Consider the following 22,103-nt stretch of genomic DNA (forward strand, 5'->3'; position numbering starts at 1 on the left):
ACTCACTCGTAGAACAGTGCCTCCTGCGCAACCGTCCGCTCGCCCATCATCGCGCCGCCCTCCGCCCAAGGACGACTGAATCAGAACCTCAAGCTCGCAGCAACGCTGACTTCTTCAACACAATCGGCCCATAGTGGTCATCCATCCAACATTGAAGGCAACCGGCAAGCAGTAGCAAATGTTGGATATCAGACCGCTCAGACACGTAAGAAGCCGAGTGAAATTAGCGCGAGGCCCCGCTGCTGGCGTCCCGAAATGCCGCACTCAGTGCTTCAGCGCGTGCCTATACTCCTCGCCAAACGTGGACAGTGAACTGGCAAGCACCGTCGCCGCGCCATCCACCAGGCCGCAACGGCCGGAACCAGGCAGCAGCTGCGTGAGATTCTCAAGGGCCGCAAGATCACTCGGCCGCCCGGCGCCGGACTCGATACGTTCGAGGATGCGCGAAACCTGATTCGTGCCGATTTTGCAGGAGGGGCATTGACCGCAGGAATTGGCGGCGAAGAAAGCGACGTATTCCGCCGTCTTGCGCAGGATGCTAGTGCCTTCGCCAACTACGATCATCGCACCCGTGCCGAGCCGCGAGCCACGCGCCCGCAGGCTGTCGAAATCCAGCGCCACGTCGAGATCGCTGGCCGTCAGCAGCGTGTTGGAAGGACCGCCGGTGAAGACGGCCTTGAACCCCTTATCCGCGAGCATCCCGCCGCCATGGCCGAACACCAGGTCGCGCAGGGAGGTGCCCATGGGCAGTTCGTGCAGGCCGGGGCGCATCACGTCACCGGACAGCGAATAGAGCTTGGTTCCCACCGCATCGCCGAGGCCGAGCCCCCGATACCACGCAGCGCCCCGGCCCAGGATGTGCGTCGCATGGGCGAAGGTCTCGACATTGTTCAGCAGCGTCGGCGCGCCGTTCACGCCCTTCTCGGCGGGGAAGGGCGGCTTGAGCGACGGGAAGGGAAAGCCGCCCATCACGCTGGCCACCGCGGCCGTCTCTTCGCCGCCGACATAAAGGCCGGAGCTGGGACTGATATGGATTTGCACGGGCATCCCGATCGCCTCGTCGACGCGCGCGAGGAGGGGATGCTGGCGCCACGCCGCGGACGCGGCCTGGAGCATTTCCACCGCGGCGGTTTCGCGCGGATTGACGTAGAGGGCGATCCTGTTCGCCTTGACCGCTATCGCCCCGATGAGCGCGCCCTGGATCACCTGGTGGGGCGTGCGGGAGAGCAGGAAGCGGTCCTTGAAGGTGCCTGGCTCATCCTCATTGCCATTGCAGATGATCCATTTCCCGCCTCCCTCCGGGCAGGGCGGCTGGGCAGGCACGGCGGCCCATTTGCGATGCGTCGGAAAGCCAGCGCCGCCCAGACCGCGCAGCCCGGCGGCTTCCAGGGCGGGAATGATGCCGGCCGGGTCCGACAGGGCACGCTCCAACCCTTCACCGCCGCCCGCCGCGAGCCAGCCGGCGAGATCGGGACCGACCTGGATGGCCTCGGCGGTGAGCACGGCGGTCATGTGGCGATCGACCTGTCAGTGGTGGCGTCGAAATTGCCGTAGGGCGGAAAGATCATCGGCGACTTGCGGCTGAGTGGCAGGCCCTGCACCACAAGGGCGCGGCGCCAATTGGCCAGGTGCGCGAGGCCGACGTTACGCGGCCGCTCCCCCCGTGCGTCGGCCGCGGCACTGGCACCGGCGTGGCGGCCGAACACCACCAGTTCCAGCAGCGCGTTGCCCATCATGCGGTTGCGTCCGTGCAGTCCGCCGGTCACCTCGCCGGCACACAGCAGGCCGGGGACGGCCGTGCGGCCCTTCGGGTCGATCACCACACCGCCATTCTGGTAGTGCAGGGTCGGACGGATCAGGAAGGGTTCCTCGGCCGGGTCGAAGCCGCCGCGATGCGCGAGGTGGAGCAGCGTTACGAGGCTTTTCTCCAGGATGCCGGGCTTCGCCTGTTCCAGGGACGGCGTGTCAAGAAAGACGCCGGTCTTGCCATCGCGGCCAATGCCCCGGCCCTCGGCGATCTCGCGCAGGACCGCTGAGGCCACGATGTCGCGTGGCTGCAATTCATCGACAAAACGCTTACCCCGGCCGTTCACCAGATAGGCGCCGGAGGAGCGCGCCGCCTCGCTGACCAGCGCGCCTTCCATGTGCGGCGGCCAGGCGATGCCAGTAGGGTGGTACTGGAAGCTGTCCACCTCGCGCAGCGCAGCCCCGAGGCGATAGGCCAGCGCCAGCCCGTCCGCCGTGGCGCCGTAGTGATTCGAGGTCGGAAACCCCGCGAGGTGCAGCCGCCCCGCGCCGCCGGTGGCCAATACCACCGCCCCGGCGCGCGCCAGCACCGCGCGGCCGCGGGCGAAGTCGTGCAAGACCGCCCCGGCACAGCGGCCGCGATCGTCGCTCAGCAATTCCAGCGCCGGATGGCGGTCGAGAAGGGTGATCCCCGGCTGCAGCAGGGTCGCCTCCCGCAGCGCCCGCATCAGTTCCAGCCCGGTGAAGTCTCGATAGGACAGCAGCCTGGCCGCGGTGGCGCCGCCGGGCTTCTTGCGCAGCAGCGTACCGCCCATGCGTTGGCTGTTCTCGGTGAGGTCGAAGTTCATCCCCTCCTGGATCAGCCAGCGGATGGCGGAAGGTCCGTCTGCGACCAGGGCCGCCACCAATGCCTTGTCGGCGGTGAAATGGCCCGCGCGCAGCGTGTCCTCGAAATGGCGTTGCAGGCTATCCTCGGCGCCCACTGCGGCCTGGATGCCGCCTTCGGCCATGACGGTGTTGCTGTCTCCGATGCGGAGCTTGGTGGCGAGCAGCACGCGCGCCCCGGCACGGGCGGCGGTTAATGCCGCCACGCAGCCAGCTCCACCACCGCCGATCACCAGCACATCGGCGTCCAGGGTCGGAGCGCCGGCGATGTCCACATCCTCCAGCAGCGAATCCGCCTGCAGCAGGTCAGCCAGGATGGCCGGGCATTCCTGGCCGGCGCTGACGCCGACCCGCAGCGTCACCATGGCGCCCGGCTGGCGGTCAGGGTGGTAGCCGGCCAGCAGGTACTGCACCGGCAGGTCCAGCGCCTTGGCCGGGGCGGGGGCGGCGGCTCGCCAAGCCTCCACGGCCTGCGCATGCGGAATGCCGGCGGCGCTCAAGCAACGGACTCCGCGGGGGGCGGATTGGCGCCGGGCGCGTCGAAGTCAATCGGCTGCCGGCCTTCCCTGATCTCGTGCAGGCGCATGATCAGGTCCGACGGGCGCAGTGTGAGGGAGGCGCGCATCCGCCGCACGAACTGGCCCAGATGCGCCGGGTCGATATGCTCGGGGCAGGCGGCGACGCAGAGGTCACAGAGCACGCAGTGATCGAACAGCCCCGCCGCCGCGTCGGTCTGGCCCATGACGGCCAGATCGACCATGCGCTGCACCTCGATCCCCTTAGGGCAGGCGTGGTCGCAGCCGCCGCAGTGGCGGCAATGCTTGGCTTCGGGGAAGACGGCGCCGATCTGCTCGATGGCTGTCCAGCTGTCGGTGAGGAGTTGCAGGTCGTAGCCATGCGCGCGGCGAGCCGGGAAATGGTCGATGAAGGCGACTTGCATGCCCTCCTCGGCCAGCATCTCGCAGGCGAGCGCCGTGCTGGCCAGCCGCTCGCCCGGGCGGCGCACCAGAACCCGGCAGGCACCACAGACCCCCTGGCCCAGGCAGCCCACATTCTCGGTGAGCGGCAGGCCGGCCCCGATCCAGGCCTGGAGCAGGGAGACGCCCCTGGTCGCCCGGATGGCATGGCCGTCGAAGGTGAAGCCAACGCCATCGGACGGTGCGGCATCGTCGGCCATGCGGGTCTCTCCTCTTCATCCATCATCCGGTTCACCCGAGGCCCAGTATCCTCCACCAGGTGGTGCCGAGCACCGCGTAGATGATAAGCTCCCCAACGCACGTGATGAAGCCGACGCGCCACCAGGTGCCCAACGGCACATAGCCGCTTCCGAAGATGATGGGCGAGGTGCCGGTGGCGTAGTGCGTCAGTGTCATCATGATGCTCGAGCCGGCCACCATCAAGAGCAGGATCGGTATCACATAGTCGGGCGGCACCACGCCGACCCACGGTCAGGAAGGCGATGGCGCTGATGTGCGCCGTCGTGCTGGCGAAGACGTAGTGCGAGAAGACAAAGAGCAGCACGAGCAGCGTCGCGGCCAGCTCCCATCCCATGCCGGCGGCCACGATGCCGTTCTTCATGGCCGAGCAGCTGAACGAGACGGACATCATCCCCTGGTTCTCCGAGCTGCTGCTGGCGAGGCCGATCTGATCGCGCGCAAATGGCTCGTGGCGGACGATCAAGGGAAAGGCCGGATCACATTGTCTAACAGGTCAGGTCGTGCTGACCGCCATGCGTGACGATGGGCGCACTCCCTAGGGGTCGGGCGCGTCCGTCACGCCAAATTTAGGCCTTGGATTGGCGTGACGCCATCGTGACTTTTTCATTCGCGTCACGCTCAGAAATTGCCTGAGCTGGCAGGTTTTATTGGGGTTTTCAGCATGTCCGGCCGCTTCGGCGGCGGGAAATGGGAGTGTACCGAACACCCCGACTGCTGCACGCTCGAATGGACCAAGGCGCATGTCGAGAAGCAGTTCCTCCGCTGGCTCCGCAGGGCCAAGCTCAGGGAGGCGGCATGACGATCAGTTTGCCATTCGCCCGCGCTGCCGCCTCGAATGCGGCTCGCACGTCCATGGGTGACTTGCCGCCTTCCAAGCAGCTCATGACGATCAGGACTGCTGCCTGCCAGTCCGGGGTCTGGTCGTTCCATTCGAGTAGCAGATCGGCAGCCCGCTCGACCGAGGTGACGGCGTAGCAAACGCCCGGCTTCCTCGTCTCGACCACGACTTCAGGCCACAACCAGTGCCAGACCCGCATGACCAACCCCCCGCACGATTGAGGATTAGGAAGATGACTCCCGTCCAGGAAGCCCTGCTGCTTGAACTCGCCCGCAGTACCGCCCAGACGCAGCTCGTGCTCGCGATGCTGATCAGAACGACCTGTGAAAGCTACATGAACCCCGTCGCCTACCAGATGAACGCGGAATTGCTCCAAAGGGAAGAGTGGCTGCGCGACACCATCACTCGAGTGACAAGAGAAGAACGGTAACTGCCCGAAACAATCTCGGCCGGTGATGTACAATTAATCGCAAATGCCAGTCCCCCGCGTTGTTCGATGTCGGAAGCACCGGTTAAAAGCGGGTCGGCATTAGTCTCGTGCCTCACGCAAAACGAGCCCGGCCAGCGCGTACGCATGGAGTACTCCGGTCCGAGCTGTGATCCGCAAGGCTCTGGCGAGAGCCAATTGGGGGGCAACGCGCCCCGTGAACCACATCCACAGCGCCAGAGCGACCATCTGGACTGCGATGAGGGCCATCTAGCCATTGGTGGGGCCGAAGCTGGGGCGCGTGTTGTCAGTCGACATGGATACACAATTAGCAGGCATTCTCACCCGCCTAATCGTCGGTGGGAACGAAAGTCTCCCCGCGTTGCTTCGAGCCTCTCGCGGCGTGTCTTTCCCACGTTTGGCTTGGCGCGGCAAACGGCTGGCGCGTTGACGCTCTAAGTTTCGGCGTGCTGTTTGCCACGAAGTGCCTTATTCTGTCGTCTCGCGCTCTTTAAGCAGCTGGTTGAGCAGGTCCTGTTGATCGTTGATCCTGTTCGCTATGGCTTCTTCCGCGGCGGAACCAGACGTGGCAGTGGCTCGCTCCATCAGATCTGCGATATTCCTTCGGAGGACCATAATCTGGATATCGAGCTTCAGTTTGGACGCGATATCAGGTATTGGGCGGCTCGATCGCATCGGTCTATGCTCAACACATCGTTTGATGTTACGGGCAACGTCATGAGCTTAATCGAACTAACCCCAATGGAACATGCGAGATCACGCCAAGCATTTGCTGGTTCCCCCAAAGAAGCGGAACGTCCTGCCATTTGCGTATGGCGCATCCGGTGGCCCGTGAGGAAAATGACGGGTAATCGTGACCCGGCTTCGTTCAGGCGGAGCTAAATATTGGGCCCGCTTACGCCCGGAATATCGACGCCGAGCAGAATGCAGCCGTCCGTTCCTTCGTCGGGAAGCTGATCCAGGAGCTCGGCTCCGGTCCCGTAAGATTTCGTCTGGAAGCCGGAGGCTTCGAGCAAGCGAACCATTGCGGTTCTGAAGGACGTGTCATCATCGACCAGGTAGATATTGGCTGGCATGGAGGCCCTTCATGTCTTCATGGCGGGGAGATGGATATGGAAGGCGACCCCGCCATCATCGCGGTTGGCCACCCAGATCCGCCCGCGATGCGCGAGAATGATCTTCCTGCTGATCGCCAGTCCGAGGCCCATGCCATCGGCCTTCGTGGTGTAATACTCATCGAAAAGCTTCCCCAATGCATGGGGCGGGACCGACGGTCCGTCGTTGATGATGGATAGTTCAACGATGTTTCGTCCCCGGACCACGCTCCTTGCGACGATTTCCCGTCGAGCGCTGCCATTGCCGATGATGGCATCGAGTGCGTTGATGGTGATGTTGAGGATCACCTGCTGAAGCTGGATGGCATCGGCCGGAATCTCCGGAAGTCTCTCGTCCAGCTCTGCTTTCAGGACGATATCGTTGGCGGCTGCACGGCTGGAAACGAGCCGGAACGTATCGCGGACGCAGCGGTTCAGATCGATCGTCCGGGTGGGCGACGGTGTCGGTCGGATCATGTTCCGCACGCGGTCGATGATCTCGACCGCGCGCATCTCGTCCCGCTTGATGTCCGCGACGATGTCCTGAAGGTCCGCGATGCTGGGGGCTGCGTTCCTGAGGATGATCTCGGCCGCTTCGGTATTGATCAGGATTGCGCTCAGCGGCTGCTTGAGCTCATGCGCGATGTACCCGGACATTTCTCCCAGGGAAATGCGCCGATTGACTGTCACCGCTTCCGACAGGAATTGGCTTGCCTCACGCTCGGCAACCGAGCGTCGTTGGCGTTCGAACAGCAGCAGGAGGATCAGGAATGCTTGCAGGAACAGTGCGATCGAGAAGCCCGCGATCGACCAGCCATATTGTTCCCCGGCGGGCGGACGCGCGACGATATCCGTGTACCGGATTGCATTCGCCATGTCGTCCGGTCTGGAGCCGAGGACGAGATTCAGGAGAAGGCCGGAGATCACGGCCAGGGCGAATACACCGCATACGATCCGGTATCGGTGACGGGCAGCGGGCAACGTCGCCTTGCTGGCCTCGGCCCCCGCAGGTAATTGAACCTCCAGTGCAGCCTCAGAGCGTTGCACTATAGCCTCCCTGTCGCTGCCTCACTTCACTGCGCATCAGCAGGTCTCCGCGACCCAGTGCCGAGCGAAATTCGTCTCCTCGTAGTCGTCGATCTTCTGGCGTTTTGGCAGCTTGATCTTCTCGCGTGGTGGCGCCTCGTAGGGGATCGAGGACAGGATATGAGAGATGATGTTCAGCCGAGCGCGGCGCTTGTCGTCGGAATGGACGGCAAACCAGGGCGCCCAGCTCGTATCACTCGCCCGGAACATGTCGTCGCGGGCTCGGGAATAGTCATTCCAGCGGCCATAGGATTTCAGATCCATGGGCGACAGCTTCCAGATCTTGCGCGGGTCGGTGATGCGCTCCTCGATCCGGCGCGTCTGCTCCTTCGGGCTGACCTCAAGCCAGTATTTCAGCAGGATGATGCCGGATTCGACGATGACTTTCTCGACGCTCGGGACTGCGAACAGGAAGGCCTGGGCCTGTTCCTCCGTACAGAACCCCATCACCCGTTCGACGCCGGCGCGGTTGTACCAGCTGCGATCGAAGATCACGACTTCGCCGGAGGCCGGGAGATGGGGCAGATAGCGCTGGACGTACATCTGCGAGCGTTCGCGATCGGTCGGCGGAGGAAGCGCGATGACGCGGAAGACCCGCGGGCTCACCCGCTCGGTGATCGCCTTGATGACACCGCCCTTGCCGGCGCCATCACGGCCCTCGAAGATAATGCAGATCTTGGCACCGGTATGCTTGGCCCATTCCTGGAGCTTGACCAGCTCGCCGTGAAATTCCTTCAACTGACGCTCGTAAGGCTCTCGCTTCATGGCCTTGCTGACAGGAGCATCCATGATCACGCCCTCCCGGTTAGGACCAGGCCAGGAAGAAGGCGACATCGCCGGGCAGCCCACCCGGCCAGTCGATGATCATCGCGCGCAGCCGATAATTCGCGGGCTTCAGATGCTCCTTCCAGAATTCATAGGCCTGGCGCGGCCGTCCGGTGAGCGTCGTCGGCCAGTCCGCCTCTGAGTTGTTGAGCGCACGGCCCTTGTCGTTGCACAGCGCGCTCGGGAACCGCATCACCATGACCTCGCGCTCGCCGCGCTCGGCGGCCGCGCGCGTCTTCACGGCGAGGTTGTGCTTGATCCGGGCAATCAGCTCGGCATTGACCTCGACCTCTTCCGCAAGCGTCTTGATCAGCTTCTGGCGTGCCTCCTCGGCCTTATCCATGGCACCCAGCATCTTGGATGCCTTCGCCATCTCGATGTCCGCCATGTAGGCTTTGAGGTCGTCGGCCGACATGAAACTCTCGTCGGCGAGAATGTCGGCTTTCGCGCCGTGCGCCGCGGTCTGGGGCATTGCCGTTTCCTCTCCAGTCGAAATCGCGATTGCCTGCCTCGTCAAATGCCGTCCGGACGACCAAGGGTTTCCCTGAGCTCGGCTTCGAGGCTCTCGACGAGCTGTCGATATTCGATGCAACGCGCCTTGCGGATCGGCAGGGCCGAACTCTCCCATTCCGCCAAGGCCCGTTCGGCTTCGGCGAGGTCTGCGCAGAGCGTGCGAAAACTCTCGCTGCGGAGTGCTCTTTCCCTAATCGACCTCCCATAGGCTGGAAGATGCCGGATGGCAGCCAGCACGCCCTGATCCATCGCAACGGTTCTCCCGCCGACGAGCGCCACGTCACGTCCACTATGGAGAAAGATCGCGCCCGCGGGAGTAACTAACAGGAGGCTACGCCCGGCAAGGGGCCGCAACCGATGCGTGCGACCAGTGAAACTGAGTCAATAGGGGCGGGACTTGCGGAAGCTAGCACAGCGTCCCGACCACTCGACAGCGTGGTACGAGCGTAACCTCCCGTTAGCTACTCCCGCCCCCTTGGGCCGTCGCCTATCGTTGCAGCTTCACCGAAGTCCCGCTTCCCCCCGCGGTCGCAGAGGCGAACGACGAGGGATCCAGGCGGGCCAACCCGGAGGCCACAACATGTCGACATTGAAGCACTGGTCGCTTGCTTTCGCCCTGCTTGCCGGCGTGGCGTCCTGGTCCGACAGCCAGCCGGCCAGAGCGCAGACGGTCATTGTCGCGGGTGTCGGCCCGGCGGCCATCGATGAGCTCAATGTCAAGGTTGCGGCAGTCGACCGGGCCAATCACACCATAATCGTGCAGCAGCGAGGCCACCGTTGGCTTGTCGAGGTGCCGGAGGTTTTCGGTGATCTCTCCAGGGTCAAGGTTGGAGACAACCTCGAAATCAAGCGGATCGACGGGGCGATCGCGGCCGTCACCAGGGGCAAGAAGGGACTCAAACCCGGCATCCGTTACTCCGAAGGCAAGTCGGATGCGGTTTTCCAGAATCTGCCCTCACGGTTTGTGACCCGCACCGCGACCGTGACGGCGAAATTCAACGGCTTCGATCCTGCCAAGAAGATTGCCACGATCGACGGGCCGGATGGCCGGCGGTCGCTGCCGGTCGCGGATCCCGTCCTCGCTGCCGATCTCCAGAAGCTGAAGCGCGGCGACATGATCGAGATCGTCTTTACCGAGGCGTTCCAGGTGACACTCAAGTGAGTAGGCGCGGGCTGGCATTTCCCGCCTGACACGGATACCGTCGTGATAATTTCAAAGGGTTGGATGCGGAAGCCATGTCGTCGCCGAACATTCATCCTGCTGCCCCGGGCCATTTGCCGCCCTTCATCACGGCGCCGGGAGAGACTGACTATCTCATGGTCGCGATGGCGGTGCTGCTCCTCGTCGCGATCCTGACGGTTGGCGTCATCTTCTTCCGGCTGCACACATTGCCGGAGCGGATGGCGCATAAGTCGCAGAAGCTCCAGTTCGAGATTGTCGCGGTCCTTGGGCTTCTGGCTCTGTTCACGCACATCCACCTGTTCTGGGTGGCCGGGCTCCTGCTGGCGCTGATCGACCTGCCCGACTTCTCCGGTCTCTTTGGTCGCATGGCTCACGCTCTCGAGCGCATTGCGGGTTCGACGCCCCGCCGCGGCGGGGGAGCAACAACCGAGCCACCAGACCCGTCCGATTCCCAGGAGATGCCTACAGATCACGGGGCGGAGCAGCATGGGCGCAAGAAGGAGCCGACCCATGCTTGAGCTCATGTTCTGCTCGCTTCTGACGATCCTGCCGGACTATCTGTTTCGCCGCTATTATCAGGGCCGGCGCATTGGCAAGGAGATCACGCTCTATTCGGTCTGGTTCGAATTGCGCTGGGGCATCACGGCCTGCGCGATGCTGACCATCGGGTTGATCACGGTGATCTTCTACAATCATCCCTCGACTACGAACGCGACCCTGTTCTTCAGGGCGGTGCCGATCGTGCCCGAGATCAATGGGCGGGTCGCCGAGGTCTATGTCGGGCTCAGCGGCAGGATCGAAAAAGGCGCGCCGATCTTCAGACTGGATAGCAGCCGGCAGGAAGCGGCGGCCGAAACCGCCCGCCGCAAGATTATCGAGGCCGACGCTGCGCTCGCTGTCGCCCGGTCCGAGCTCGCCTCGAACGAATCCAAGATCCAGGAGGCGCGGAGTGACCTCCAGCAGGCGCAGGACGAGTTGCGGACCAAGCAGGAATTGATGCGACGGAACGCGGATGTCGTCGCGCAGCGCGAGATCGAGCGGCTGCAAGTCCTCGTCGCCGGGAAGGAAGCCGCTGTGAACTCGGCAACCGCGGCGCGAGACACGGCGCAAACGCGGATCTCGACCCTGCTGCCGGCGGAGAGGGAAAGTGCTCAGGCGGCCCTGGCCCAGGCCCAGGTCGATCTCGAGAAGACCGTGATCAGAGCCGGAGTGTCCGGGCGTGTCGAACAATTTGCGCTTCGTGTCGGCGACATCGTCAATCCGCTTCTGCGCCCCGGCGGCGTCCTGATCCCCGAAGAGGCCGGGCGCTCCTCCTTGCAGGCCGGTTTCTCCCAGATCGAGGCGCAGGTCATGAAGGTCGGCATGGTAGCCGAAGCCACCTGCATCTCGAAGCCCTGGGTCGTCATTCCGATGGTGGTGACCGGGGTGCAGGACTTCATCGCAGCCGGGCAGTTTCGCGGCGGCGAGCAGTTGATCGATGTTCAGCAGATCGCCCGGCCCGGCACGATCCTGACATTTCTCGAGCCGCTCTATCCCGATGGGCTCGATGGCGTGACGCCAGGCAGCAGCTGCATCGCCAACGCCTATTCCAGCAATCACGATCGCATCGAGTCCAAAGAAACTGGATCCGTCAAAAAGGTCCTCCTTCATGCGGTGGATGCGGTCGGGCTTGTCCATGCCATGCTCCTGAGGATCCAGGCGCTGGTCTTGCCCATTCAAACACTGGTCTTCGCCGGACACTGATCCGGCAGCTCGCCCACCGATCGATCGTCGTCCCTCGCGCCCGCCATGCGCAGCTCGCGGCCAATGGCTCGCGCAGGCCATAGCAGCCGCACGAGATCCCCATAAAAATGGTGGCCGAATGCGTCGGGCAGGCGTAAGCTTCCGGCGCGCTTCTTAAAACTCTTACGGATTTCGGACCTGTACGTGGAGATGTTGGTCGGGGGAGGCCAAGTCCATGCAGCGGAGAAATTCTGGCAGGGCCTTTCTGAGTTCTGACGGGAGCGGCCCATCATCCAGAGATATTATGGAACAACTTGAACTGATCCTGGCAAGTCCGGAGTTCAAGGTATCCGACCGGATCAGGCGGTTTTTAAGTTATGTTACCAATGAAACACTTGCGGGCCGGGCCGAGCGTATCAAGGCCTATTCGATAGCGACCCAGGTCCTGGGCCGCGATTCACATTTCGATATTCAGAATGATCCCGTCGTGCGCATCGAAGCCGGGCGTCTCAGGCGCGCGATGGAGCGCTATTACTTTGTCGCGGGGCAGGCCGATCGCGTGCTCATCGAAATTCCGAAGGGCGGCTACGTTCCGCATTTCTCATGGCGGTCGCTCGATTCATCGACCGTGCACAGGCAGAGGCCGCAGCACACGGCCATAGCCGCCTCGGCCCGGCCGAAGCCGCGGACACCCTGGGCCTGGGCGCTGATCGGCGCCATGGCGCTGGTCGTCGTCGGCGGCGTCGGGACGGGGCAGGTCTGGCGCAGCGGTCGGGCGGACGGCCCGGTCCGTCCGGCCCTTGTCGTGGCGCCCTTCGCCAATCTCTCTCCTGGCTCCGAGGCCGGGCTGCTCGCTGCGGGCATCACCGAAGAGGTGCTCGTCCAGCTGGCGAGGTTCAAGGAATTGTCGGTCTATGTGCGGGAGTCGCCGGGCAAGACGACGTCCGCACTCCCCGCGCCGGAGGCCGGAGGCAGGCCGGGCAGGGAGTTCGTCCTTGAAGGCAGCATACGCACCTCTGACGGAAAGCTCCGGGTCTCCAGCCGCCTGCTTGATGGCGCCACGGCGGCGATCCTCTGGTCCCGGGTGTATGATGCGGACTTGCGCGTCAGCGACATCCTGGGTGTCCAATCCGATATCGCCGCCAAGGTCGCCACGGCCGTCGCACAACCCTATGGCATCGTGTTCGATACCTCGCAGGTGAAGGCGGAGGACGGCAGGCCAGAGAGCTTCGACGCCTATCAGTGCATGCTCCGGTTCTACCGGTACAGGCAAAGCCTGGGTCCGGACGAGCACATCGCGACGCGGCAATGCCTGGAACAGACGACTGCACGCTACCCCAGCTATTCGACGGGCTGGGCCATGCTGTCCTATCTCTATCTCGATGAGGACCGCTTCCGGCTGAATCGTCGGCCAGGACCGCCCGATGCGAGCTCCAGAGCCCGCAGCGCAGCACTGCGTGCGGTCGAGCTCGATCCGGAGAATGTGCGGGCTCAACAGGCTCTGATGACGATGCTGTTCTTCAACCAGGAGCCGGCCGAGGCACTGCGGATCGGGGAGCGGGCGCTGGCCCTCAACCCGAACGACATGGAACTGCTCGGGGAATATGGCAGCCGCCTGGCGCAGGCAGGTCAGTGGAAGCGCGGCTTTGATCTGCTCGATGAAGCGGTTGCAAGAAATCCGGTCCGATCGAGCTACTATGTCGGGATGCAGGCGCTCGCTGCCTATATGCTGAATGATGACCAGATGGCGCTCTCACTGATCCGGCGGGCGGACCTCGCCAGCTTCTCGCTCTATCATTTCGTGGCTGCACTCATCTATGCGCGCGCCGGCCTTGACGTAGAGGCCACCGCGAGCCGGTCGCAGTTTCTCAAGCTGCGCCCCGATTTCTTCGCCAATCTCGATGCGGAACTCGCCAAGCGCAATTTCAACGAAAAGGATCGCGCCGTCCTGATCGAAGGTGCCCGGCTCGCCGGTTTTCCGCTCCGGCAGCGTCTTACCCATGCGAATTAGGCCGTCGCGGCGAGCTATCCGACTGGAGCCCCGTCGGCGCAGCGCTCTGGGCATTGCGGGGCGGAGACRAGTAGCTGAAGACGATGGCGCTCCGCAAAATCCTGATCGAAAAGAAAGACAGCAGGGAAAGCTGGGATAGTGTTCTTCCGATCGAGGGCTCTTGATCTGTAAGCTGCGAGAATTCGCCGCAGATGGTGAAATCGAACATAGGCATATACTTCACTCAGGGCGACGAATAGATACGGCTCGCGCGGCAACCTGCGAGGTTCAATGCGCGGACCGAGCGTGGAGGCATTGACGATGAGCAAGCTGATCAACCGCGCAGTCTTGGTGGCAGGGACAGTCGTACTGGCCGCCTGGGTTCCTCTGCCCAGTCAGGGTTCGTGCAACAGCCCCAAGGGCTGCACGATGGATGCCATCTATGAAAGCTACGACATGATGCAAAGCGGCCAAATGCAGAGGGCAATGGACGAGGGACAGGCAAATATCGCGGCGTTTCATGCGTTGAAGGAGTGGGAGCTCAGGCAAAGCGAAGCGCCCGTCCACCACCACTCGTGATGACCGCTCGTATTCGCCATGGGATGACCCGTTCTCGCGCTGGTTTGCCAGCCACTTAACGCCTCACCGGGACCATTATCATAGCGATCCTGGATCTATGGCCCGGAGGCGGCGGCCTTCGACAAGAGCTGGAAGCCGGCGGATTTCGAAGAGGTCAAGCCATGACTTGCGGCGTCTGGATCTGGGCCTTGGCGAAACAGGATGAACTCAACCCCCTGCGGCAGCGCGAAGTGCTCGCCGCAGGGCAGGTGGGTTCCGTCGGGTTGGCTGTGAACAGCCAGTCACAATCGTTATCGATTTGTTAATTCTAGGTTGGTTGCACGGCAACGTGCGTGCTAGTCCCAAAAGAAAAATGCTGTCTTTTGGGGGCTTTCTGTGCCGATTCTATGTAATTCTCGGGTGCCCTCAGCGCCTGACGTTTCGTTTTCGCCTATGTTACCTTACGGCCTGAAGGCGATATCGAGGGGGCTGCGCTCAACCACGTCTGTCGCGAGTTTGCTGTCCGCCTGTATTATTGCAGGCGTCATGGCCCCCCGTGCGTCGGCCGCGGACATAACGATTGGCCCGGGCCTCTTGCCGGTATCGAGTGATGCCGATGTCGGTCCGTCTGGCGATGGGGTCATCTTCAACGGCGGCACGCTCCGGTTCGGCACGAGCTTCAACCTCTCGACGGGGCGGGCGCTTAGCCTTGATTCCGCCGGCGGCACCATTGACACCAACGGCTTCGACACGACGTTCGCCCGTGACATCACGGGGGTGGGCAGCCTGAACAAGACCGGCACCGGCACCCTCACCTTGAGCGGTATGAACACCTATACGGGCGCGACGAGTGTTGCGGCTGGCGGCACCCTTGCCCTGACAGGTCAGGGCCGGATCAACCAGTCGAGCGGCATCACCGTCGACGGTATCTTTGACGTGAGCGGGGCAGCCTCTGCGCAGGTCAAGGCCTTGAACGGCAGCGGCGAGGTCCAGCTCGGAACCGCGAGCCTTATGGTCAACAATGCCAGCGGCATCTTTTCCGGCGCCATCCGCGGCACCGGCGGAATCTCGATCAATGGCGGCACCCAGATCCTGACCGGCGCCAGTGATTTCTCCGGTGGCGCCGGGATCGCGAGTGGCGCCACCCTGCAGATCGGCAATAACGGCAATGCGGGGTCGATCACCAGCGACGTGACGAACTATGGCAGCCTGATCTTCAAACGATCCGATGACGTGACCTATGCCGGGAGCATCTCGGGCCCGGGCACGTTCTCGCATCTTGGGTCGAGCAAGCTCACGCTGACCGCGACGAACAGCACCCGAGGCGACGTCTTCATCGGAGTCGGCAGCACGTTGCAGCTGGGCAATGGCGGAACGACCGGCTGGATCGGCGGCACCGGCAACTTTGTCGGCTCGATCAGCAATGCGGGTGCATTGATCGTCAACCGATCGAACACCGTTTCGTATCGCGGCGTCATCTCCGGAAGCGGCAGGCTCACGCAGATGGGCAGCGGCACGCTGACCCTGGCCGGCACCAACACCTATACGGGCGCGACACTCGTGACCGGCGGCACGCTCGTCGTGAATGGTTCGATCGCATCCTCGTCGAGCGTGACCGTCTCGCCTGGCGCTACGCTGAGTGGCTCCGGCCAGATTCCCGCGATGATCGTCAATGGCACGCTCGCTCCCGGAAATTCGCCCGGCACGCTTACCGTCAACGGCAGCCTGACGCTGGCCGCCGGATCGAGCTATCTCGCCGAGGTACAGGGTGCGGTCTCGGATCGCGTCAACGTCACGGGCGCTGCAGCACTCGCCGGTACGCTCAGAATCGTGCCGCTTGGCGGCGCGTACACATTCTCCAGCCCCTACACGTTGCTCTCGGCCGCGGGCGGGCTCGGAGGAAGCCGCTTCGGCACCGAGGCAACATCCGGCACGTTCGGCGACGGCGTCACCACGGCCATCTCCTACACCAGCAACGACGTCCTCCTGACATTGACGCCAAAACCGCTGGTGCCGATCGTCACGCCGCCGGCAGCTCCCCCGGGAGGCCTGTCGCCGCGCATGTTTGGCGCCAGGATGTTCAGCGGCTTCTCGATTGCCAGCGCGATCGATCGGGCCGTCGCTGCCGGGGGCGATCCATCGCCGCTGTTTACGATCTACAACCTGCCGGCAGCCGAGATACCCGCTGCCGTGAACCAGCTTTCCGGCGAAGCCCATACGTCGGTGCCGGCCATGGCCAATGCCGCCGCGGACCAGTTCCTCCACGCCATGTTGAACCCGGCGAGCGCCGGGCGAAGCGGGGCCGGCCCTGGCGCCGCGACGTTCTCGGCGCTGGGCGGCAAGGGAAGCGACGAACCGGCTCGACCGGCCTTCCTCGACGCCCCCGCATACTCGGTCTGGGGGGCGGTGCTCGGCTCCGTAGGGCGCAATGACGGAGGAGCCCGGGACGGTTCGGCCAAGCGTGATGTCGACGACGTGCATCTCGCCGTCGGTGCCGACCTTCGCGTTGGCCCTGGCAGTACCGTCGGCTTCGCCGTGGCTGGCGGCAGCGCCCGCGCATCGCTCTCGGGCGGGCTCGGAAAGGCCGATGCAGACATTTTCCAGGCCGGCATCTACGGCATGACCAAGCTCGGACCGGTCAACCTGGCTGCTGCCCTGGCCTATGCGCGCCTGGAGAACGATGTGAACCGGGCCGTGCCGGCTCTCGGTGCATCCAGCCTTTCATCGTCCTATGGCAGCAACGCCTGGAGCGGGCGCCTGCAGGCCAGCGCCGCTCTGTTTGAGTGGTCCGGCGTCACGCTTTCACCGGTGGCAGCATTGCAGGCCATCCAGGTCCGCAGCCCCGCCCTGACCGAGGCGAGCTGGAATGGCGCCAACGCCGCCGCGTTGAACCTGGCTCGGCGGAGCGACGTGACCAGCCGAAGCGAGCTCGGAATGCAGCTTGATGTCGGTGGGGCTGTGAACGGCCTCCCGGTTGCCGGTTATCTCCGGGCTGGCTGGGCGCATTACTATCAGCGCGAAGCCGGATTGAGCGCCACGATCAGCGGTCTCGCGGGTTCAGGGTTTGCGATCGATGGCGCGCGCGCCCCCCGCAACAGTGCGCTCCTGGCGGCCGGGCTCGATCTGAAGATCACGCCAGCCGTAACCCTGGGCGCTCGCTTCGATGGTGAACTCGCAGCAAGTGCAAATCGCCTCGGCGGACAGGCTCTGGTCAAGGTGAGCTTCTAGGCTCCCGATCGGACGTCCGGGCGAGGCCCTCGCTCGGACCCGGTCGATAGAGAGCGCCTTGCGCGCCGCCTGATCTGCGGTCGACGTCGAGACGGAATTCGGCGGCGCGGAAGAGGCCGCTCGCGTTGGTCGCGGCCGGCCCAAGGGGAGGCCTGGTCTCAGGATCAACGCAAGAGCCATTGGCGTTGGGCCTGTCCGCGTTGCCGTGATCAGTCAGCCTGGCGCGGCGGAAACTCATGGAACCATTGGAGGGATTCAGCGATTATCTGAGCCGGACCCGCTAGGGGGGCCGCTTGCCTCATGCGAACCGCATGCGCGCCATGACATATGCTCCCCAGAATCCTGGCGCGGAAGACGCCAAGGGTTTTCCTGATGCGAGGGACCGCCTCGAACGCCAGATCGGGAGGGAACGATGATCCAGGTCGAATTGCTGCGCGCCCAGGCTGTCCTTGTACTCTCGCCGGACGGGCCGATTGAAAAGGCCGATTTTGAGCGGATCGCCCGGGAGGTCGATCCGTTCATCGCATCCCATGGCAGGCTCGCTGGAGTGATGATCTGCGCAAAGGCCTTTCCGGGCTGGGACAGCTTCGGCGCGCTCGTGTCCCATCTCCGCTTCGTCAGGGATCACCACCGCAAGATCGATCGCATCGCGGCGGTAACCGATAGCGAGTTGCTGAAGATCATGCCGCATATCGCCAAGCACTTCGTTTCAGCGGAGGTTCGGCAATTTCCCTTCGATGAAAGGGCGCAAGCCTTGGCGTGGCTGGAAGCCGCGCGCTGATTGCGACGGTCCGACGTAATGGACGGAGCAGGGCCGGTTCGTCGAGGGAGGACAATCAGCAGCCCAGGGCTGCGCCACGGCAGGCGGCTGCAACATCACATATGCGATGCAGGCCGCAGACGGATATCCTCTTCGAGCGAAAGCCGGCACTGCGGCTCAGCGGGCTCACCTTGCGGGGGGGCGCCCGAAAAACGCCTTACGATGCGTCCCCGGAGGGGCTATAACGATGCACCGGATATCTCGGGTATTCGCTGCCGATATACTTGAGGTTCCTGAGCCCTTGTATTCCCTCGTCTGGAACCGACCAAGCATACGTCGCCTGACGAGGCCACGGAGATCATGATGGTCATGCGCGCTGTCGGCGCTCGACCGGACAGAGGCGCGTTGATCAAGGCAATCCAGGCGGCTTTGGCCGCCGCACGGGGATCATCTGCCACCAGTGGAGCATGCCGATGTGGATTCTGATGTATGTCTTCTCCTACTCGGTCAACCCTGCCGCGACAAACGACAGGGCCGAATGGAGGCTCCGCCCGAGCGTGGTGTTCCAGGAATTCTCGACGGAAGAACGATGTCTGTCCGCCAAATCGAAGCTTGACGACAGTTTAAGGGAGGCCGGAGACAAGATTAGAAGTGGCCTGGAGGATTTGAAGAGCATCGGGAAGGCCAGCCCGGGGCAGATCATCATTGCCTATCATGTGGAGTGCCTTCCGAAATGATTTCGGATCCGATGCCGTGACCCGATTTTTCGGGGACGCTTGATCCAGCGAGTTCGGCCCGGAACGGACGTCGTATCGGCCCGCACTTGGAGACATCGGCCGGGGCTCTCCCGCCATGGCCGGCGCACCTGAGCGGACCGGCGATGAAGCGACGGATTCGCGTCGTTATTGCAACACGCGCCAGCCGTGTTTTGCTTCCAGCCACAACCTTTGCGTTCAGGCTGGCGGAGCGGACCGAGGCCATGCCATAGCCACGTGATCGACAGGGTGCTTAAGGGTTGGCCAGGTCAATGCGACGAGACGGTGATGCTCCCAAGCGGTTGTTGCACCGGCGCTGGATCAAGGTCTCCCTCATCGCAATGGCGGCATTGCTTGTTCTCGTCTTGCTGCCGCTCGGCCTCGTTCTTTATCCGACGCTCAAGCCCTATCCCAAGACGGATTTTCAGGCCGCCGCTTCCCAGGCCCAAAGGAATCGCCAGGATCTGGCGCATCTGCGGCGTCTGCCCGAGGTCGAGCGGAGCTTCACCAGCGAAACCCGCGCGGCGTATGGGCGAGCTCTCGATGCGATCGAGCAGCGGGCAGGTGAGCTCGACAAGGCGGGCATGGCGATGGCGACGGCGAAGGCCGTGGCCCTTGCCGATAACGGCCATACCAACATCGTCGGGATGGCAGGGGATCATGGTTTCAACGCCGCGCCCATTCGCCTGGGATGGTTTTCTGACGGATTGTTCGTGATCGCGGCCGCCGACAACCTGCGTCATCTTCTCGGAGGGCAGATCCTCGGCGCAAACGAGCGCCCGACCGAAGCGCTGGTGGAGGCGCTGCGCCCTTATGTCGGCGGCCCTACCAATCTGTCGAAGGAGTTCGTGCCGAATTTCCTGATCTCGCCTGAACTGCTCCATGCCGCCGGGCTCGCCGACACGGCAAGCAGCAGCACGTTCGACATCCGTACGGCGGATGGCAGCATGAGGCGGGCGAAGCTTGCTGCGCTGCCTGCCAGCCAGTCTCCGTTGAGTAGCAATTTTTGGCCGAAGCGCCATCTCAGCCCCGTTGCGCCAGTCACTGGCGCGGCCGAATGGCGGCACGTCCTCGACGGCGTTGCTCTGCCGCTCTATCTCTCGCGCCCTGAAGAGAACTATTGGCATGTTTATCCGGCGCAGGACCTGCTCTATGTCCAGATCAACCGGATGAGCGACAAGGGGCCGGTCTCCGCATCCCGGTATCTATCGGACATGCTCGACGAGGCGGGCAAGAAACCCATTCGAAACGCCGTCGTCGACCTGCGCTTCAACCGCGGCGGCGATTATGTCCTGACCGCGGACTTCTCGCGCCGCTTGCCTGAGCTTCTGCCGCCGGGTGGCAGGCTCTTCATTCTGACCAGCGCAAACACCTTCTCCGCGGCGATCAGCACCGCGGCACGGCTGAAATATTTCGCCGGCTCCCGCGCGCTCCTGATCGGAGAGGCGATGGGCGATCGGTCCCAGTTCTGGGGTGAGGGCGGAACCACCCTGTTGCCGAACACGAAACTGACGCTGCGCTATACGACGGCCTATCACGATTGGGAGAACGGCTGCAGCCTTTCGCAGATCATGACGTGCTTCCTGCTGAACTATGCCTATGCCGTGCCCGCAGGATCGCTCCAGCCGACGCTGACGGTTGCACCGACCTTCGCAGATTATGCCGCCGGCAAGGATCCCGTGATGTCGGAGGTCATGCGGCTGATCGCTACCGGCAAATAGGCGCGAGCGGCTCGGGCGCGATGGCGAGCCGGCCTCCTCTCCAGGGCTGCCGGCGTCAAGCCATTCGGCCCGGAGCGGTATCAGGGGGCCGCTGGCGCCTACTCGGAATAGTCGACGGGGGCTTCGGCGGGCGCAGCGTTGTAGAAGATGAACACGAGCGGTGTACCGGGTTCGGCTGTGGCGTCCGTGCGCCGGCCACAGACCTCGCCCGCCACATCGCAGATGTATTCCGCGACCACTTCGCCGAAAGCATTGCGCTGGATGGCGACCTTCTGCCCAATCTTGACCTTGTCCCTCAGCTTGACGAGAAGCTCGACGAAGCCGCCATGGGTTGAAAGAATGGTGTGCCCGCTATTGGCGAGGAACACGCCTGAATCGCGACCCGTGCGCCCGATCGGACCGGCAATGATGCCGTGATGCTTCAGCACATTCATCGTGCCCTCTGCGAAGAGCGGGATCAGGCTGTGGTCCAGAATGCGCGCAGCCCCGATCTCGGGCGTGAAGGCTGGGATGCCTGCGTCGATCAGGGCGTTCGCCAGCAGTGTGGGATAGGCGCGATTGTCGAAAATCTGGTCGATCGGATAGAGCTCGGCCATGGCCCTGACCTCGGGCAGGTCCATTCGGGCGAGATGGAACCCCGTGAGATCCATCCCGGTGGTCCCCGTGTGGAAGTCGATCGCGAAATCGGCATTCGGCCTGAACAGCCTGTTGAACAGCAAGCCGGCATGCCGGCTGGGCGCGCTGTCACCGTTCTCGTTTCCGGGCCATTCGCGATTGATGTCGATGAGATCTATGCCCCGTCCGGAATTGGGCCAGCGGCGCGCCATGCCCTCCAGCGCCGGACGGGACACATCGAGAACCGCCATGGCGCTGCCCGACATCGTGGCCGGATCGAGCTGGGCCATGACCGATTGGATCATGTGCATCGGGCTGATCTCGTCGCCGTGCACACCGCTGATGAGCGCGATGCGCTTGCCTGGCTTCGCTCCCTTGGCGACGATAACGGACACGTACCAGTGCTGCCCCGTCGGCATCTGCACGCCCTGGAAATAGAAAAGGTGCCTGCCGGGCGCGAGGTCCTCGAGGTCGAGTGCGCTGATCACTCTCTTCCCGCCGATCACGTCTCCGGTGAAGACCGTCCCGCGCGACGCGGCCTGGGCCGAGCGTGCCGCCGGCGCCGAAGCGGCCTGAACTCGTGCGGGGCCGGCATGGGCCGCGAGGGCAGCCGACGCGCCGACCGAGGCAATGGTTGCCCTCATGAAGTCACGGCGATCGAGGCTGTCTGTTTCGTCTGACATGGCGATCGGTCCTTATGTCGTACGCGATGGGGACGATCTGCTCCCGGCCCGGCGCCGACGCAAGATCCGGGTGAGACGCCGCCACCCGGGAGGCGAGCACGGTGCCGGGCAGGGCGGTCATGCTGCGAGCGTCGCTCGCGGTCCGGTCTTGGATTTCTCCCAGCAATCGGAACCACTTGCCGCAGGGGTGGCGAATTTACTTGTTTTGGGCGATGATGCGGCGGAACTTGGGCAGT

General features: G+C 63.7%; 22 protein-coding genes. 11 read left to right on the forward strand and 11 right to left on the reverse strand.

Going from position 1 to position 22,103, the window contains the following annotated elements; genetic code table 11:
• Positions 1-264: 264 nt before the first annotated feature.
• The 4 genes from AC1DW9_RS32975 to AC1DW9_RS32990 are packed head-to-tail and all read right to left on the reverse strand — an operon-like array spanning position 265 to position 4,064.
• Positions 265-1,512 (reverse strand): NADH-ubiquinone oxidoreductase-F iron-sulfur binding region domain-containing protein, encoded by a 1,248-nt coding sequence (locus tag AC1DW9_RS32975; RefSeq protein WP_476777261.1) that lies wholly within the window; start codon positions 1,510-1,512, stop codon positions 265-267.
• Entirely contained in the window at positions 1,509-3,131 is a 1,623-nt protein-coding gene (locus tag AC1DW9_RS32980) for an FAD-binding protein (protein ID WP_441508796.1), read from the reverse strand. The genes AC1DW9_RS32975 and AC1DW9_RS32980 overlap by 4 nt, the downstream gene beginning before the upstream one ends.
• On the reverse strand, positions 3,128-3,808 hold the full coding sequence (locus AC1DW9_RS32985; RefSeq protein WP_441508797.1) for a 4Fe-4S dicluster domain-containing protein: 681 nt from the start codon (positions 3,806-3,808) through the stop codon (positions 3,128-3,130). Before AC1DW9_RS32985 ends, AC1DW9_RS32980 begins: the two co-directional genes overlap by 4 nt.
• A gap of 31 nt (positions 3,809-3,839) precedes the next feature.
• Positions 3,840-4,064, reverse strand: coding sequence for an anion permease (locus tag AC1DW9_RS32990; RefSeq protein ID WP_441508798.1), 225 nt, complete (start codon positions 4,062-4,064; stop codon positions 3,840-3,842).
• Between the two features lie 445 nt (positions 4,065-4,509).
• On the opposite strand from AC1DW9_RS32990, the gene AC1DW9_RS32995 reads away from it, so the two are divergent.
• Positions 4,510-4,647, forward strand: a complete 138-nt coding sequence (locus AC1DW9_RS32995; protein WP_441508799.1) for a hypothetical protein — start codon at positions 4,510-4,512, stop codon at positions 4,645-4,647.
• Here AC1DW9_RS32995 and AC1DW9_RS33000 read toward each other — a convergent pair.
• The gene (locus tag AC1DW9_RS33000) at positions 4,631-4,885 is read right to left on the reverse strand and encodes a DUF982 domain-containing protein (RefSeq protein WP_476777264.1); all 255 of its coding nucleotides are present in this window, start codon (positions 4,883-4,885) and stop codon (positions 4,631-4,633) included. The two genes, AC1DW9_RS32995 and AC1DW9_RS33000, sit on opposite strands and share 17 nt — an antisense overlap.
• A 33-nt stretch (positions 4,886-4,918) precedes the next feature.
• On the opposite strand from AC1DW9_RS33000, the gene AC1DW9_RS33005 reads away from it, so the two are divergent.
• A complete protein-coding gene (locus AC1DW9_RS33005; protein ID WP_441508801.1) occupies positions 4,919-5,116 on the forward strand; it encodes a hypothetical protein in 198 nt (65 codons plus the stop codon).
• Positions 5,117-6,012: 896 nt separating this feature from the next.
• Here the strand turns inward: AC1DW9_RS33005 and AC1DW9_RS33010 are convergent.
• The 5 genes from AC1DW9_RS33010 to AC1DW9_RS33030 are packed head-to-tail and all read right to left on the reverse strand — an operon-like array spanning position 6,013 to position 8,901.
• The gene (locus tag AC1DW9_RS33010) at positions 6,013-6,210 is read right to left on the reverse strand and encodes a response regulator (RefSeq protein ID WP_441508802.1); all 198 of its coding nucleotides are present in this window, start codon (positions 6,208-6,210) and stop codon (positions 6,013-6,015) included.
• Between the two features lie 9 nt (positions 6,211-6,219).
• Entirely contained in the window at positions 6,220-7,275 is a 1,056-nt protein-coding gene (locus tag AC1DW9_RS33015) for a sensor histidine kinase (protein ID WP_441508803.1), read from the reverse strand.
• Between the two features lie 36 nt (positions 7,276-7,311).
• Positions 7,312-8,103 carry a polyphosphate kinase 2 gene (gene ppk2 / locus AC1DW9_RS33020; protein WP_476855315.1) on the reverse strand — a complete coding sequence of 264 codons (792 nt, stop codon included), beginning with the start codon at positions 8,101-8,103 and terminating at the stop codon, positions 7,312-7,314.
• 16 nt (positions 8,104-8,119) lie between these two features.
• Positions 8,120-8,611, reverse strand: coding sequence for a hypothetical protein (locus AC1DW9_RS33025; protein WP_476777330.1), 492 nt, complete (start codon positions 8,609-8,611; stop codon positions 8,120-8,122).
• A 41-nt stretch (positions 8,612-8,652) separates the two neighbouring features.
• Complete coding sequence (locus AC1DW9_RS33030) at positions 8,653-8,901, reverse strand: hypothetical protein (protein WP_441508823.1); 249 nt, start codon at positions 8,899-8,901, stop codon at positions 8,653-8,655.
• Positions 8,902-9,232: 331 nt separating this feature from the next.
• On the opposite strand from AC1DW9_RS33030, the gene AC1DW9_RS33035 reads away from it, so the two are divergent.
• From AC1DW9_RS33035 to AC1DW9_RS33075, 9 genes are all read left to right on the forward strand, one after another.
• Positions 9,233-9,814, forward strand: coding sequence for a hypothetical protein (locus AC1DW9_RS33035; protein ID WP_476777331.1), 582 nt, complete (start codon positions 9,233-9,235; stop codon positions 9,812-9,814).
• 74 nt (positions 9,815-9,888) lie between these two features.
• Positions 9,889-10,353, forward strand: coding sequence for a hypothetical protein (locus tag AC1DW9_RS33040; RefSeq protein ID WP_441508980.1), 465 nt, complete (start codon positions 9,889-9,891; stop codon positions 10,351-10,353).
• Complete coding sequence (locus tag AC1DW9_RS33045; RefSeq protein ID WP_441508979.1) at positions 10,346-11,578, forward strand: HlyD family secretion protein; 1,233 nt, start codon at positions 10,346-10,348, stop codon at positions 11,576-11,578. Before AC1DW9_RS33040 ends, AC1DW9_RS33045 begins: the two co-directional genes overlap by 8 nt.
• 283 nt (positions 11,579-11,861) lie before the next feature.
• Complete coding sequence (locus AC1DW9_RS33050; protein WP_441508978.1) at positions 11,862-13,568, forward strand: adenylate cyclase; 1,707 nt, start codon at positions 11,862-11,864, stop codon at positions 13,566-13,568.
• Between the two features lie 300 nt (positions 13,569-13,868).
• The gene (locus AC1DW9_RS33055; protein WP_441490965.1) at positions 13,869-14,126 is read left to right on the forward strand and encodes a hypothetical protein; all 258 of its coding nucleotides are present in this window, start codon (positions 13,869-13,871) and stop codon (positions 14,124-14,126) included.
• Between the two features lie 573 nt (positions 14,127-14,699).
• Positions 14,700-17,333 (forward strand): autotransporter outer membrane beta-barrel domain-containing protein, encoded by a 2,634-nt coding sequence (locus AC1DW9_RS33060; protein ID WP_476777332.1) that lies wholly within the window; start codon positions 14,700-14,702, stop codon positions 17,331-17,333.
• Positions 17,334-17,745: 412 nt separating this feature from the next.
• Complete coding sequence (locus AC1DW9_RS33065; protein ID WP_476777333.1) at positions 17,746-18,114, forward strand: SpoIIAA family protein; 369 nt, start codon at positions 17,746-17,748, stop codon at positions 18,112-18,114.
• A gap of 452 nt (positions 18,115-18,566) precedes the next feature.
• On the forward strand, positions 18,567-18,830 hold the full coding sequence (locus AC1DW9_RS33070; protein ID WP_441490962.1) for a hypothetical protein: 264 nt from the start codon (positions 18,567-18,569) through the stop codon (positions 18,828-18,830).
• Positions 18,831-19,120: 290 nt separating this feature from the next.
• Positions 19,121-20,569 (forward strand): S41 family peptidase, encoded by a 1,449-nt coding sequence (locus tag AC1DW9_RS33075; protein WP_476770319.1) that lies wholly within the window; start codon positions 19,121-19,123, stop codon positions 20,567-20,569.
• Between the two features lie 98 nt (positions 20,570-20,667).
• On the opposite strand, the gene AC1DW9_RS33080 is transcribed toward AC1DW9_RS33075, so the two are convergent.
• Positions 20,668-21,867 (reverse strand): M14 family metallopeptidase, encoded by a 1,200-nt coding sequence (locus tag AC1DW9_RS33080; RefSeq protein ID WP_441508974.1) that lies wholly within the window; start codon positions 21,865-21,867, stop codon positions 20,668-20,670.
• Positions 21,868-22,103 lie beyond the last annotated feature (236 nt).

The sequence above is a fragment of the Allobosea sp. P4_E12 genome (genome assembly GCF_056401655.1).

Excerpts from the sequence above, each read along its gene's own strand:
- AC1DW9_RS32975 (WP_476777261.1), bottom strand. The coding sequence starts at position 1,512 with ATGACCGCCGTGCTCACCGCCGAGGCCATCCAGGTCGGTCCCGATCTC.
- AC1DW9_RS32985 (WP_441508797.1), bottom strand. The coding sequence starts at position 3,808 with ATGGCCGACGATGCCGCACCGTCCGATGGCGTTGGCTTCACCTTCGAC.
- AC1DW9_RS32995 (WP_441508799.1), top strand. The coding sequence starts at position 4,510 with ATGTCCGGCCGCTTCGGCGGCGGGAAATGGGAGTGTACCGAACACCCC.
- AC1DW9_RS33000 (WP_476777264.1), bottom strand. The coding sequence starts at position 4,885 with ATGCGGGTCTGGCACTGGTTGTGGCCTGAAGTCGTGGTCGAGACGAGG.
- AC1DW9_RS33005 (WP_441508801.1), top strand. The coding sequence starts at position 4,919 with ATGACTCCCGTCCAGGAAGCCCTGCTGCTTGAACTCGCCCGCAGTACC.
- AC1DW9_RS33010 (WP_441508802.1), bottom strand. The coding sequence starts at position 6,210 with ATGCCAGCCAATATCTACCTGGTCGATGATGACACGTCCTTCAGAACC.
- ppk2 (WP_476855315.1), bottom strand. The coding sequence starts at position 8,103 with ATGGATGCTCCTGTCAGCAAGGCCATGAAGCGAGAGCCTTACGAGCGT.
- AC1DW9_RS33025 (WP_476777330.1), bottom strand. The coding sequence starts at position 8,611 with ATGCCCCAGACCGCGGCGCACGGCGCGAAAGCCGACATTCTCGCCGAC.
- AC1DW9_RS33030 (WP_441508823.1), bottom strand. The coding sequence starts at position 8,901 with ATGGATCAGGGCGTGCTGGCTGCCATCCGGCATCTTCCAGCCTATGGG.
- AC1DW9_RS33035 (WP_476777331.1), top strand. The coding sequence starts at position 9,233 with ATGTCGACATTGAAGCACTGGTCGCTTGCTTTCGCCCTGCTTGCCGGC.
- AC1DW9_RS33040 (WP_441508980.1), top strand. The coding sequence starts at position 9,889 with ATGTCGTCGCCGAACATTCATCCTGCTGCCCCGGGCCATTTGCCGCCC.
- AC1DW9_RS33045 (WP_441508979.1), top strand. The coding sequence starts at position 10,346 with ATGCTTGAGCTCATGTTCTGCTCGCTTCTGACGATCCTGCCGGACTAT.
- AC1DW9_RS33050 (WP_441508978.1), top strand. The coding sequence starts at position 11,862 with ATGGAACAACTTGAACTGATCCTGGCAAGTCCGGAGTTCAAGGTATCC.
- AC1DW9_RS33055 (WP_441490965.1), top strand. The coding sequence starts at position 13,869 with ATGAGCAAGCTGATCAACCGCGCAGTCTTGGTGGCAGGGACAGTCGTA.
- AC1DW9_RS33065 (WP_476777333.1), top strand. The coding sequence starts at position 17,746 with ATGATCCAGGTCGAATTGCTGCGCGCCCAGGCTGTCCTTGTACTCTCG.
- AC1DW9_RS33070 (WP_441490962.1), top strand. The coding sequence starts at position 18,567 with ATGTGGATTCTGATGTATGTCTTCTCCTACTCGGTCAACCCTGCCGCG.
- AC1DW9_RS33075 (WP_476770319.1), top strand. The coding sequence starts at position 19,121 with ATGCGACGAGACGGTGATGCTCCCAAGCGGTTGTTGCACCGGCGCTGG.
- AC1DW9_RS33080 (WP_441508974.1), bottom strand. The coding sequence starts at position 21,867 with ATGTCAGACGAAACAGACAGCCTCGATCGCCGTGACTTCATGAGGGCA.